General features: G+C 64.9%; 11 protein-coding genes. All 11 read left to right on the top strand.

Annotated elements, in window-relative coordinates; translation table 11 throughout:
* The first annotated feature begins 66 nt into the window (after positions 1-66).
* Positions 67-2,031 carry a putative bifunctional diguanylate cyclase/phosphodiesterase gene (locus tag AC3FLX_RS13520; RefSeq protein ID WP_488697249.1) on the top strand — a complete coding sequence of 655 codons (1,965 nt, stop codon included), beginning with the start codon at positions 67-69 and terminating at the stop codon, positions 2,029-2,031.
* Positions 2,032-2,256: 225 nt separating this feature from the next.
* Entirely contained in the window at positions 2,257-2,640 is a 384-nt protein-coding gene (locus tag AC3FLX_RS13515; protein ID WP_488697247.1) for a response regulator, read from the top strand.
* Positions 2,641-2,811: 171 nt separating this feature from the next.
* Positions 2,812-3,300: a chemotaxis protein CheW gene (locus AC3FLX_RS13510; protein ID WP_488697246.1), complete on the top strand. Its 489-nt coding sequence runs from the start codon at positions 2,812-2,814 to the stop codon at positions 3,298-3,300.
* 83 nt (positions 3,301-3,383) lie between these two features.
* Positions 3,384-5,021, top strand: coding sequence for a methyl-accepting chemotaxis protein (locus AC3FLX_RS13505; protein ID WP_488697244.1), 1,638 nt, complete (start codon positions 3,384-3,386; stop codon positions 5,019-5,021).
* 172 nt (positions 5,022-5,193) lie between these two features.
* On the top strand, positions 5,194-7,056 hold the full coding sequence (locus tag AC3FLX_RS13500) for a methyl-accepting chemotaxis protein (protein WP_488697242.1): 1,863 nt from the start codon (positions 5,194-5,196) through the stop codon (positions 7,054-7,056).
* 114 nt (positions 7,057-7,170) lie between these two features.
* On the top strand, positions 7,171-7,923 hold the full coding sequence (locus tag AC3FLX_RS13495) for a DUF4088 family protein (protein ID WP_488697240.1): 753 nt from the start codon (positions 7,171-7,173) through the stop codon (positions 7,921-7,923).
* 343 nt (positions 7,924-8,266) lie between these two features.
* Positions 8,267-8,638: a flagellar transcriptional regulator FlhD gene (gene flhD, locus AC3FLX_RS13490; RefSeq protein ID WP_488697238.1), complete on the top strand. Its 372-nt coding sequence runs from the start codon at positions 8,267-8,269 to the stop codon at positions 8,636-8,638.
* Positions 8,635-9,240: a flagellar transcriptional regulator FlhC gene (gene flhC / locus AC3FLX_RS13485; protein ID WP_488697236.1), complete on the top strand. Its 606-nt coding sequence runs from the start codon at positions 8,635-8,637 to the stop codon at positions 9,238-9,240. The genes flhD and flhC overlap by 4 nt, the downstream gene beginning before the upstream one ends.
* Before the next feature lie 121 nt (positions 9,241-9,361).
* Positions 9,362-10,225, top strand: coding sequence for a flagellar motor stator protein MotA (gene motA / locus AC3FLX_RS13480; RefSeq protein WP_488697234.1), 864 nt, complete (start codon positions 9,362-9,364; stop codon positions 10,223-10,225).
* 13 nt (positions 10,226-10,238) lie between these two features.
* Positions 10,239-11,213 carry a flagellar motor protein MotB gene (gene motB, locus AC3FLX_RS13475; RefSeq protein WP_488697232.1) on the top strand — a complete coding sequence of 325 codons (975 nt, stop codon included), beginning with the start codon at positions 10,239-10,241 and terminating at the stop codon, positions 11,211-11,213.
* Between the two features lie 66 nt (positions 11,214-11,279).
* Complete coding sequence (gene cheA / locus AC3FLX_RS13470; RefSeq protein WP_488697230.1) at positions 11,280-13,301, top strand: chemotaxis protein CheA; 2,022 nt, start codon at positions 11,280-11,282, stop codon at positions 13,299-13,301.
* Positions 13,302-13,309: the final 8 nt, after the last annotated feature.

Genomic DNA, 13,309 nt, shown 5'->3' with positions numbered 1-13,309 from the left:
GGGGTTTCCTTTGTCCCGCGTCCCGGTGTTCTCCGCGCCCTCGCCGTTTCCCTTCGCGCAGCCCCAATGATTGCCACGAATACCATCCTGTTGCTGCTTGCGGCCACGCTCGGCGTCGTTGCCGCGTTGGGACTGCGCGCGGCCAAAACGGACGGCGAGCCGGGGCGTAAGGCTGCCCGGTCGCTGGGGTGGACGGCCGCGCTGATGTCGCAGGCCACGATGGGCATGCCACTCTGGGTGACCCTGGCTTCCGGCACGCTGACTGCCGCCAACAACGGCGCCGAGCTGGCGGCCACGTTCGCCGCGACGCTCGCGGCCAGCGCCGCGGCATCGCAGGTGTTTGCGCCCGCCTGGCAATGGATGCGTCATGGCGGCCGCGGTTGGCAGCTTGCCATCGCAACGGCCATGCTGGCCGGGGCCGGCCTCGTTGCCGTGGCCGGTGCCCGGCTGGGTCGTGCGTGCGGCGGGCTGTCGATGTCGGCGCGCAGCTGCCTGGACGCCGCGGGCATGCATGGGCCGGCCTGGCTGGCGGGTGGGCTGGCGCTGTTGTGCTCCGGCCTCTATGCCATGCATTGGCTCCAGTCGCGCAAGTGGGCGGGCAGTTTTGCCGAGGCGGCACTCGTCGACGATGCCTCCGAGGACTTTCCGCCCTCCGCACGTCCTGGCGAACCGCGCGTGGTGCGCCGCAGTCATGGCCGCATCGGTGGGCTGACCGTGCGGCCGTCGGGGCGCGACCAGCCGCCGGTGGGTGAATACAGCGTGAGCACCGAGGACCTGCCGGACCGCACCGCCTTCGCGCGCTGGCTCGATCAGACCATCGCTCACGCGCGCCTGTCGGAAACCGCTTGCGCCGTGCTGCTGATCCATATCGCCGATTTCCGCGAGGTCGACGAAGTCTTCGAAGTGCGCGCCGACGACATCCTGGCGCAGGATGCCGGGGCGCTGGCGCAGGCCGCGCTGGAGCCGCATCATTTCCTGGCCAGGCTGGCGCGCGACGAATTCGCCGTGGGCGTGCCGGAGCTGGTGCAGCACAGCCGTGCCCACGACGTGGGCGCCCGCGTGCTGGGATCATTGTCCGAATTCGTGGCGGCACGCGGGCTGCAGATGCAGATCGGCGTGAACATCGGCATTGCGATCTATCCGCGCGATGCCGCCACGTCGGAATCGCTGATGCAGGCGGCGCGCGTGAGCCTTTCCGAGGCGCGCGAGAGCGGATCGAACCAGATGCGCGTGTTCAATTCCGCCGCTGGCGAACGTGCGCGCCGCATGCGGGTAATCCGCCGCGACCTCTGGCCCGCCATCCAGGACGACGCGCTGTCCCTGATGTACCAGCCGAAGTACGACGTGAAGTCGCGCGGCGTGGTGGGTGCCGAGGCGCTTTGCCGCTGGCGCCATCCGACGCTCGGACCCGTCAATCCGGCGGAATTCATCATGGTGGCCGAGCAGTCCGGCCAGATCGACAAGCTCGACGACTGGGTGATCTCAACCGTCTGCGCACAGGTGCGGATGTGGCAGGACGCCGGATTGCCGACGGTGCCCGTGGCGATCAACGTGTCGGGCCTGCGTTTTGCCAGCCGGAATTTCCCGCAGTACCTGCTTGAGCAGATCCACCAGCGCGACATTCCGCCTTCAGCCATCACGCTCGAAATTACCGAGACGGCGGCCATGAAGGACATTGGCAAGTCGATGGAAACGCTGGCCGAACTGCAGTCGCTCGGCATTCACGTGGCGCTGGACGACTTTGGCAGCGGCTATTCGAGCCTGGGCTACCTGAAGCGGCTGCGCGTGGGCACGCTCAAGATCGATCGCACATTGATTGGCGGGCTGGACGCCGACCCGCAAGGCCGGGCCATCGTCGGGTCGATGGTGGCACTGGCGCACGAGTTGCGCATGAAGGTGGTGGCCGAAGGCGTGGAATCGGACTCGCAGCTGGACATCCTGCACGGCATGGGGTGTGACGAGGTGCAGGGTTACCTGATGGCCGTGCCGCTCGACGCCCCGGCGTTTGCCGAACTGCTGCACGCGGCGTAGCCGCCGCGACACAGGGCGCGCCCCGCCGTGTCGCCAATTGCCAATCGCAAAACATCGCAAAAAGTGAACAATCGTCAACAACGCTAAAGCGAGCGGCCTGGCTTGTCGATATGAGGGAGACAGGGCAGTGGCGCGTGCGGGAATCCGTGCGTGCCAGCCAGCTGGCCTGTCCGTCGCCGGCCGCATGCCTTGCCACTGGCGGACTCACCGCTCATGGAGTCTCCGATGTCCCTTCCGCACATCCTTGTCGTCGACGATTCGCCGTCCCTGCGCCGCATGACCGGCGCCTGCCTGCGCGCGGGCGGATTCACGGTGACAGAGGCGGCCGATGGCAAGGAGGCGCACGAAGTGGCGATGGAAGGCCAGTTCGGCATGCTGGTGACCGACCAGGTCATGCCTGTCATGGACGGCCTGTCGCTGATCCGGGCGCTGCGCGCCACGCAGGCCTACGCTTCGATCCCGATCCTGATGCTCTCGACCGAGCACGACAGCCGCATCCTGGACCAGGCGCGCGAGGCCGGCGCCTCGGGTTTCCTGGCCAAGCCATTCGATCCGGAAGACCTGATGGCTTCGGTCCATGCGCTGCTGGACCCTCCCATAGAGGGGTAAGCCGGGCGCCAAGTCGTCCTTAATTCACCCCGCTTGATGCCGTAAATACTGGAGGGCCATAGCAGTTGGCCCGGCTGGGTCCATTGGGCCGCCGGCCGGGTACTGCTTCGGGTCGCCAGCAGCCAGGGGCACGTTACCCCGGCCACGACCAACCTTGCCAGCGGGGGCAACATGAACACCATCAACAACCGCGCGGATGGCGCGGGAGAAGAATTCCTGGCCTTCCGACTCGGCCGCGAGGAATACGGCATCGATATCCTCAAGGTCCAGGAAATCCGTGGCTACGAGTCCGTCACGCAGATCGCCAATGCGCCCGACTATCTGAAGGGCGTGATCAACCTGCGCGGCACCATCGTCCCGATCATCGATCTGCGCATCCGGTTCAGGCAGGCCGAGATCAGCTACGACCAGTACACCGTGGTGATCATCGTCGATATCCATGAACGCACCACGGGCATCGTGGTTGACGGCGTGTCCGACGTGCTCACGCTGACCGCTTCGCAGATCAAGCCCGCCCCGGCGCTGTCCGGCGGTGTGGAAACCGAATACATCCGTGGGCTTGGCTCGCTCGAAGGCCGCATGCTGATCCTGGCCGATATCGAGAAGCTGATGAACGTCGACGATCTTGCGGCGCTCGATGCCGCCGCCGGCACCGACTGAATTCCACCGTAACAAGCGGCCCGTTGCGCCCGCGTGAATGCGGTGGCCGGGCCAGGACCCCCAACGCAGTCAGTCACATAGCAATGCGCAACAACCAGCCTGTCACGCAGCGCGAGCATCCGCTTTCGCCGAACGATTACCTGATCTCGCGAACCGACCTCAAGGGCCGGATCACGTTCGCGAACCGGGCGTTCGTCGAAACCAGCGGCTTCTCGACGGCGGAGCTGCTGGGCGCGCCGCACAACCTGGTGCGCCATCCGGACATGCCGCCGGAAGCGTTCGCCGATCTGTGGACGTCGATCCAGGCCGGCAAGTCGTGGGTGGGCATCGTCAAGAACCGCCGCAAGGACGGCGATCACTACTGGGTACAGGCCACGGTGACGGCCACGCGCGTGGACGGCCGCATCATCGGCTACACGTCCGTTCGTTCGATGGCCACGCGCGAGCAGATCGCAGCCGCCGAAGCCGCCTACCGTCGTTTCCGCGAGAACCGCGCGGCCGGTTTGGCCATTCGCGACGGCGCGGTTGTCCGCACCGGCGTGGCCGGTTTCATCGGCCGCCTTACCCATCTCAATCTCAGGCGTCGCATCCTCTGGGCACAGGGAGCCGGGCTTGTCTGGTTTCTGCTGGCGCTGGCTGGCGTGCACTGGATGTCGGCCGATGCCGCCGCGCAACTGTGGCCGTGGCTGTGGGGCGCGTTCGCGCTGGCGGTGGCCTCGTCGCTGGCCTCGGGCGCGCTGCTCGTGGCGCGCGTGGAGCGCCCCGTTGGCGACATGCTCGATTTTGCGCTGCGCATGGGCGCTGGCGACCTGACCACGACGTTCGAGCACAAGGCCGCCGACGAAGTCGGCGCGCTGGCGGGCGCCATGCGCACCATGCAACGCAGCCTGCTGTCGGTGGTGCACGACATCCAGGAAGGCATGACCAGTATTTCCACGGCCACGCATCAGGTGGCGGCGGGCAACAACGACCTGTCGCAACGCACCGAGCAGCAGGCCGCTTCGCTGGAAGAAACCGCGTCGAGCATGGAGCAACTGACCGGCACGGTACGCCAGAACGCCGACAACGCGCGGCAGGCCAGCGGGCTGGCCGCCAATGCGTCGGAAACCGCGCTGCGCGGCGGCGAGGCAGTGGGCCGCGTGGTGCAGACCATGCAGGAGATCAACGAGGCATCGCACAAGATCGTCGACATCATCGGCGTGATCGAGGGCATCGCGTTCCAGACCAACATCCTCGCGCTCAATGCGGCGGTGGAAGCCGCGCGGGCTGGCGAGCAGGGGCGTGGCTTTGCCGTGGTCGCGGGCGAGGTGCGCGGCCTGGCGCAACGTAGCGCGAATGCGGCCAAGGAAATCAAGGGCCTGATCGGCAACACCGTGTCGCGCGTGGAACACGGCGCCGCGCAGGTGGGCGAGGCCGGGGCGACGATGGACGAGATCGTGCAGGCGGTGAAGCGCGTGACGGACATCATGGGCGATATCAGTTCGGCATCGGCGGAACAGAGCGCGGGCATCGAGCAGGTGAACGAGGCGGTGGCGCAGATGGATGAAGGGACGCAGCAGAACGCTGCGTTGGTGGAACAGGCCGCTGCCGCGGCCGGTTCACTGGAAGAACAGGCCGACCGGTTGCGCGAGTCGATCTCCACATTCCGCGTGAGCGCGCAGGCCGAAGTCCGGCCCGCGCGCCCGCGCCAGATGGAGGCGCTGGTGGAGCTGGCCGGCTGAAGTGGGGAGCAGGCCCGAGCCCGTTTGGGCAAGGGCTTCCAGAAAAGGGCCGCGCCGGAAAACGCGGCATCAGGAACGGGGTAGAGCGGCCGTCCACGCAGACGGCAGCGACAACAACCCGGGACGGCACGGTTCGTCCCGGTCATTTCTGACAGAAGAAGGGGGTAGTTCTATGCAGTGGTTCAATCAACTACGCGTTACGACCAGGCTGATCGCCGGCTTCCTGGTTGTATCCGTGATCGGCGCCGTCATCGGCCTGCTGGGCGTGGTCAATATGGGGCGCATGGCGGAATGGACCGGCAAGATCTACAACACCGACCTGCAGGCACTGAAGGCCGTGCAGGACGGCAACATCAACCTGGTCTACGCCAGCCGCGCCCAGATTGCGCTGCTGTCCGCCTCGACGATGGGCGAACGCGCGACCGAGAAGGAAGAAATCCAGAAATCGCTGACGGCGATGGAAGCGCGTGTAAAGAGCGCCAAGGATTCGTTCAGCGCGCCAGAGGGCCAGGCGATGTTCAAGCAGTACGAAGCGCTGGTGCCGTCGTTCCGTGAGCGCATGCTGAAGTACGTGGAACTGGTCAGCAAGCAACCGCTCGATACGTCGCAGTTCGAAAGCACGGTGTTCACGGAGAGCGCCGACCTGCTCAAGGAAAGCCGCGCGCTGGAAGACGTGCTGTTCAAGATGGTCAAGCGCCGCGACGACCGCGCTCGCTCCAACATGGAAGAGTCGACCAGCGTCTACAACAGTTCGCGCGTGCTGATGCTGCTTCTGGTGCTGGGCGGCGTGGTGATCTCCGTGCTGCTGGGCTGGTTCCTGGCACGCCAGCTTTCGCGCCAGCTTGGTGGCGAACCCGGCTATGCCGCGTCGATCGCCGCGCGCATTGCCGACGGCGATTTCTCGGACAAGGTGGACCTGCGCCGTGGAGACGAAACCAGCCTGTTGCACGCGATGAGCCAGATGCAGCACCAGCTGTCCGCAATGGTGCGTGACTTCAAGGAATCCGCCGAGTCCATCGGTACCGCATCGCGCGAGATCGCGGCCGGTAACAACGACCTGTCGCAGCGTACCGAGCAGCAGGCCGCGTCGCTGGAGGAAACGGCGTCGAGCATGGAGGAACTGACCAGCACCGTGCGCCAGAACGCGGACAATGCCCGCCAGGCCAGCGGACTGGCGGCCAACGCATCGGATACGGCTGTGCGCGGCGGCGAAGTGGTGGGCCGCGTGGTCGAAACGATGGGCGAGATCAACGATGCGTCGCGCAAGATCGTCGACATCATCGGCGTGATCGAAGGCATTGCGTTCCAGACCAACATCCTGGCGCTCAACGCGGCGGTGGAAGCCGCGCGTGCCGGCGAGCAGGGCCGCGGCTTTGCCGTGGTGGCCGGTGAGGTGCGCAGCCTGGCGCAGCGCAGTGCCAACGCCGCCAAGGAAATCAAGACGCTGATCGACAACTCCGTGGCGCAGGTGGATACCGGCGCGGCACTGGTCAGCCAGGCCGGCACCACGATGGACGAGATCGTGCAGGCCGTGAAGCGCGTGACCGACATCATGGGCGAAATCAGCGCCGCGTCGGCCGAGCAAAGCTCCGGTATCGAGCAGGTCAACCAGGCCGTTGCGCAGATGGACGAAGTGACGCAGCAGAACGCGGCCCTGGTGGAACAGGCGGCCGCGGCGGCCGGTTCGCTCCAGGACCAGGCTTCGCGCCTGATGGATTCGGTGTCGGGCTTCCGCCTGTCGCCGGACGATGTGTCGGCTGCCCCGGCGCCGATGCTCGCCGCGCCGGCAGCGCCGGCCGTTCGCTCGGTGGTCAAGCCCGCCGCCAAGCCGGCAGTGGCACGCGTGGCCAAGGGTCGCAAGGCAGGCGGCAAGGCAGCCAAGCCGGCGACTGCGCTCGTGGCGGTGGCTGCCGGTGCGGCGGCCGTGGCTGAAGAAGGCGAAGAAGTTGCCGATAGTCACAAGAAGCGCCCCGCTCTGACTTCCGCATCGTCGGCGGGCAGTGCATCCGACAACGGTGACTGGAGCGCCTTCTAACCGTCAATGGGAATGCCCATGACGATGACATAACCGTCGTCAGACAAAGACGGCGCGCCCCGGCAGCAAGGTTGTAAAAGTTGCGCCGGGGCGTTCACTCGTCCGCAGAACATCATGCATACCGAAATCAGTCTGTCCTTGTCGGCCGAAGCCGTGGCACGGCTGCGCGCGGACTTCGATGCGTTTGTAAAAGTTTCCACCGGACTCGATCCGCAGTTCATCCCGCCCGCGTTCGACGACTTCATGCGTGCGCGGCTGATGCAGCAGGATGGTCCGCTGACCGAGCGCGCCGTCATGCGGCTGCTGGCCAGCGGCGAGTACGGCTGGGCCAAGAAGGTCTTCGACAAGCAGCTACCCAACGCGCTGGCCGCGCTGATGCGCGATGCGCAGCGCTTTGGCTTTGCGCTCGCCGTGCAGCCCGACTGGACGCCCCAGCAGCGTGTGGAACACGCACGCGAATGGGCGGCCAACATCCTGTCCGAGGCCGGCGCCGACGCCGCCTTTACCGAGGCGCTGGCCGCGCAGATTTCGGCCTCGGCCGTCGATATCCGCTCGATCGAGGAGCGCATGCGCACCCCTGCATGGCGCATTGCCGACGGCCTGCGTCAGCGCGCGTACGACGTCATGTACGCATTGCAGACCGAGCAGAGCGAGGCGCTGGGCCGCAGCAAGGTGGGCGAGCTGCGGGCGCTGCTGGGGCTCGCGCTCGAATACGGTTCGGTGAGCGCCGAAGAGGCAGCGCGCGTGCTGGAGCAGGTGGAACGCGCGCGTCCGCATCTGTTCCGCGAAGCGCCCGACGATGTATTCGCTCGCCTGGCAGCATGGTTGCGCCGCGTCTTTAACCAAGGTGCGCTCGCGCGTCAATAGTGGAAATCGGCAACCCCTTTTCGTGATCGGCGTGTACACGCCCGGAAAGGCATATCCGTTCAGTACGCGAACTGTTACAGCTTTGATGAAAATCAGAAGTCAGTCGCATTCGCTGTTACAAATTTCGCCGCCCATGTCTTTTCCTTGCGACATTCCCCAATCCCCAACGTAAGTAGGGATTGGCATTGTGGGCGGATTGCCGATATAAACGTAACAGTTTCACTTACACTCTGTAACATCTGTAACGTTTCGGGGTGAGGGTGTAACCGGGCGAAGTTCCTTTCGTAGTACGTCGTACCCACTCGAACACGCACCAAACGATCTGGTCGCCGGCAGGAGTTCCATGCCGGTAAGCGCCGGACAAGCGGTCGAGGGGTTTTTTGGTAGCGGGGAAAAATTGGAAAGCAGTGAAGTTCTCCAGGAGATCAGGGAGGTCAATCTTGCCTATCTCCTGCTCGCGCAACGACTCGTGCGCGAAAACCAGGTGGAAGCCATGTTCAGGCTTGGTGTCAGCAAGGAAATCGCTGAGATCCTTGCCAAGCTGACCTCGGCGCAACTCGTCAAGCTGGCAGCATCGAATATGGTGCTGTGCCGTTTCCGCTTCGACGATCACGCGTTGCTGTCCACCCTCACCCACACGGCCAAGAGCCATGATATGCAGCAGATCCACGCTGCTATCCTGCTGGCCCGGCAACCTGTGGAGTCGCTCAATTGACCGCGCTCCTTCAGGCCCAGCCGGCCCGCAGCTTTACGGCCACTCCCGTTCCCAACCGCAAGAGCGTCCTGCAGGATGCCAACCAGACCCAGCTTGCCATCGAGCTGATCGGCCTGGGTGCGCGTCTGCAGGTGCTTGAAGCCGAGACCACGCTCTCGCGCGACCGGTTGATCCGCCTCTACAAGGAGCTGCGGGGCGCATCGCCGCCCAAGGGCATGCTCCCGTTCTCGACAGACTGGTTCACGACCTGGCTGCCGAATATCCATTCGTCGCTGTTCTTCTCGGCGTACCAGTTCATGGTGCAGGAAGGCGAGACGTCGGGCATTCGTGCCGTAGTGGCCGCTTACCGTCTGTACCTCGAGCACGTTTCGCTGCTTGGCGGCGAAATCGTCTTAAGTTTCACCCGTGCCTGGACGTTAGTACGGTTTTTCGAGAGCAACATGCTGCAGCTTTCCACGTGCACCTGTTGCGGCGGTCAGTTCGTGACGCATGCCTATGAGCCGCACGCGAACTTCGTCTGCAGCCTGTGCCGTCCGCCTTCGCGCGCCGGAAAGGTGAAGAAGCTCTCGAAGGACGCCGCATCCGCGCAGACTGAAGCCTGATTCATCGGGCCTGACGTCCGCGTGGCAGGTGGGCCCCGGTACCGGCGGGCGGTGACCCCGCTCGTCCGCACCGGATGCCCTGTGCGTGCCTGACGCGTGTTTTTCAGACGGGGATCCGATCGTGCTAGTAGTTCTTGGCTATGTCGTCGTAGTCGTGGCGGTGCTGGGTGGTTACGCCCTCACCGGCGGCCATATGGGCGCGCTGTATCAACCGGCGGAGCTCATCATCATCGGCGGTGCCGCCATTGGCGCATTCATCAGCTCCAACAGCGGCAAGGCCATCAAGGCCACGATGAAAGCCATGCCCTCGCTGCTGCAGGGCTCCAAGTACAAGAAGGAACTGTACCTGGACGTGATGGCGCTGCTGTACGTGCTGCTGTCCAAGGCGCGCCGCGAGGGCATCCTGTTCCTCGAAAAGGAAATTGCCGATCCCGCATCGAGCAGTGTTTTCAGTCAGTACCCGCGCATCCTGGCCGACGCCAAGATGATGGAGTTCCTGACCGACTACCTGCGCATGATGGTCAACGGCAACATGAACGCCTTCGAGATCGAAGCGCTCATGGACCACGAAATCGAAACGTTCCGCCACGAAGCCGAGATTCCGGCTCACGCACTGTCGCGTGTTGGCGACGGCCTGCCCGCCTTCGGCATCGTGGCCGCGGTGATGGGCGTGGTGCATGCACTGGCCTCGGCAGACCTGCCGCCGGCGGAACTGGGCGCCCTGATCGCCCACGCGATGGTGGGTACGTTCCTGGGCATTCTGCTGGCCTACGGTTTTGTGTCGCCGCTGGCGTCGCGTGTCGAACACCAGGTGTCCGAGAGCATCAAGATGTACGAATGCATCAAGGTCACGCTGCTGGCTTCCCTCAACGGCTATGCACCGCTGGTGGCGGTGGAATTCGGCCGCAAGGTGCTGTACTCCACGGTACGTCCGTCGTTCCTTGAGCTCGACGACCACGTCCGCGAAGTCAAGAGTCTGACCTGACGGGAGAGCAGCCATGAGCAGCGCCCAGGACCTGCGTCCGATCGTCATCAAGAAGGCGAAGTCGCACGCCAAGCCGCACGGCAACCATAGCTGGAAAATCGCCTACGCCGACTTCATGACGGCCATGATGGCGCTCTTCCTGGTGCTGTGGCTGCTGAGCTCGTCTTCGCCGAAGACGCTCGTCGGCGTGGCCGAGTATTTCAAGACACCGCTGAAAGTGGCCATTGCCGGTGGCGACAAGAGCAGCTTGTCGAAGAGCGTGATCCCCGGCGGCGGCAAGGACCCGATGGCCAAGGACGGCGAGGTCATGAAGGCCCTGACCAACGATCCGTCCGACGCGCAGCGCCGCCGCGACCAGATGGACAGCGAGCGCCTGCGCGCCCTGAAGGGCCGCCTCGAACAGATCATCGAAAACAACCCGACGCTGCGGCAGTTCCGTCCGCAGCTGCTGCTGGACATCACCAGCGAAGGTCTGCGCATCCAGATCCTCGATACGCAGAATCGCCCGATGTTCCGTACCGGCAGTGCAGCGGTGGAGCCGTACATGCGTGCCATCCTGCGTGAGATCGGTCCGGTGCTGAACGAGATGCCGAACAAGGTGAGCCTGTCCGGCCATACGGACTCGGCCACCTACATGATGGGTGAGCGCGCGTACAGCAACTGGGAACTGTCGGCGGACCGCGCGAACGCATCGCGCCAGGAACTGATCGCCGGCGGTATGCAGGAAGGCAAGGTGCTGCGCGTGCTGGGTCTGGCGGACACCATGCCGCTCGAAAAGAACGATCCGCTGGCGGCCACAAACCGCCGCATCAGCATCGTGGTACTGAACAAGCGTGCGCAGGCCCAGTTCGAATCAGAGAACGCCAGCGCGGCCGATGTGCAGGTGCAGGCCCAGAAGGGTCGCATGGCCGAGGAAATGCAGGCACAGGTGGAAGCCGCTTCGGGCGCGGCTGCGGCAAAACCCGCCAGCGCGCCCAAGGGCAGGTAGGAACAGAGGGTGCGCCACCGCGGTGGGCGGCGCGTCTTCCCAGCAATCTAGCGAGCCAGGACGATCATGTCTGTCGATATCGATATCACGCAGTTCTACCAGACCTTCTTCGAAGAGGCAGAGGAACTGCTCGTAGAAATGGAGCAGCTGCTGCTCGAGGTGGACATCGAGTCCCCCGATGCCGAGGCGCTTAACGCCATCTTTCGTGCCGCGCACTCCATCAAGGGTGGTGCCGCCACGTTCGGTTTCACGGCCCTGACCGAAACCACGCACATCTTTGAGAACCTGCTCGACCGCACGCGTCGGCGGGAACTGGCCCTTACGCGGGTCATCATCGACACCTTTCTGGAAACCAAGGACGTGTTGCAAGACCAGCTCAACGCCTATCGCAACGGCACCGAACCCGATCCGGAAACGTTTAAGCGCATTTGCGCCGTCCTGCAGCAACTGGCACAGGAAGCCGGTGGCGATGCGGGCCACGCTCCGGCCCCCGCACCTGCCCCGGTGGCAGCCCCCGCGCCGGCACCGGCCGCGGCGGGTGGCAACCTGAAGGTCCGTCTGATCAAGGTGTCGCCGGCGGACCAGGCGCTGCTGCGTGAAGAGCTGGCCAATCTCGGTGAGATCACCGGCCAGGAAGAGGCTGACGGCGATCTGACCATCTGGCTGAACAGCCAGTGCGGCACCGACGACATCATCGCGGTCTGCTGCTTCGTGATCGACGAAAAGCAGATCGTCGTGGAAGCCGTGGCCGCCGGCGAAGCGCCTGCCGCCGTTGCCGCGGCACCCGCGCCAGCTCCGGCACCCGTGGCCGCACCCGCGCCTGCCGCAGCACCGGCTGCAAAGGACAAGGAGAAGGAAAAGGCCAAGCCTGCCGCCGCAGCAGCAGCGCATGCCCCCGATTCCGGCTCGATCCGCGTGCCGACCGAAAAGGTCGACCAGATCATCAACCTCGTTGGCGAACTGGTGATTACCCAGTCGATGCTCGCGCAGACCGCGTCCTCGCTGGACCCGGTACTGTTCGACCGCCTGTTCTCCGGCATGGGCCAGCTCGAACGTAACGCCCGTGACCTGCAGGAAGCGGTGATGTCGATCCGCATGATGCCGATGGACTACGTGTTCTCGCGCTTCCCGCGCCTGGTACGCGACCTGGCCAGCAAGCTCGGCAAGCAGATCGATCTGGTGACGTTCGGTAAGGCAACCGAACTCGACAAGAGCCTGATCGAACGCATCATCGACCCGCTGACGCACCTGGTGCGCAACAGTCTGGACCACGGCATCGAAACGCCCGAGAAGCGCGTTGACGCCGGCAAGGAGCCGACCGGCCAGCTGATCCTGTCCGCACAGCATGCGGGCGGCAATATCGTCATCGAAGTCAGCGACGACGGTGGCGGCCTGAATCGCGACCGCATCCTGGCCAAGGCGATGCAGAACAACCTGCCGGGTGTGTCGGAGAGCATGCCCGACGACGAAGTCTGGCAATTGATTTTCGCGCCGGGCTTCTCTACTGCCGAAGTCGTGACCGACGTGTCGGGACGCGGCGTCGGCATGGACGTGGTCAAGCGGAACATCCAGGAAATGGGTGGTCACGTCGAGATCAGTTCGCGCCAGGGCCTGGGCACCACCACGCGCATCGTGCTGCCGCTGACGCTGGCCATTCTCGATGGCATGTCGGTACGCACCGGCGAAGAGACCTTCATCCTGCCGCTGAACTGCGTGATGGAGTCCCTGCAGCCGAAGGCCGATGACGTGCATACCGCCGCCAACGGCGAGCGCGTGATGAACGTGCGTGGCGAGTACCTGCCGCTGCTGGAACTGCACAAGGTGTTCAACGTCGCCAACGCCGTGCAGGAGCCGACGCAAGGCATCGCCGTGATTCTGTCCGCCGAGGGCAAGCGTTTTGCGCTGCTGGTGGATCAGCTGATCGGCCAGCACCAGGTGGTGCTCAAGAACCTGGAAACCAACTATCGCAAGGTGCCATGCATTTCGGCCGCGACGATCCTGGGCGACGGCAGCGTCGCGCTGATCGTGGACGTAGCCGCGCTGCAGCGCACCGGCGTGCGCCGCCAGGACATGGCGATTGCACTGTAATTGACAGC

The organism is Cupriavidus sp. 291-E7 (assembly GCF_057798835.1).
This window is presented reverse-complemented; position numbering and strand designations above follow the sequence as displayed.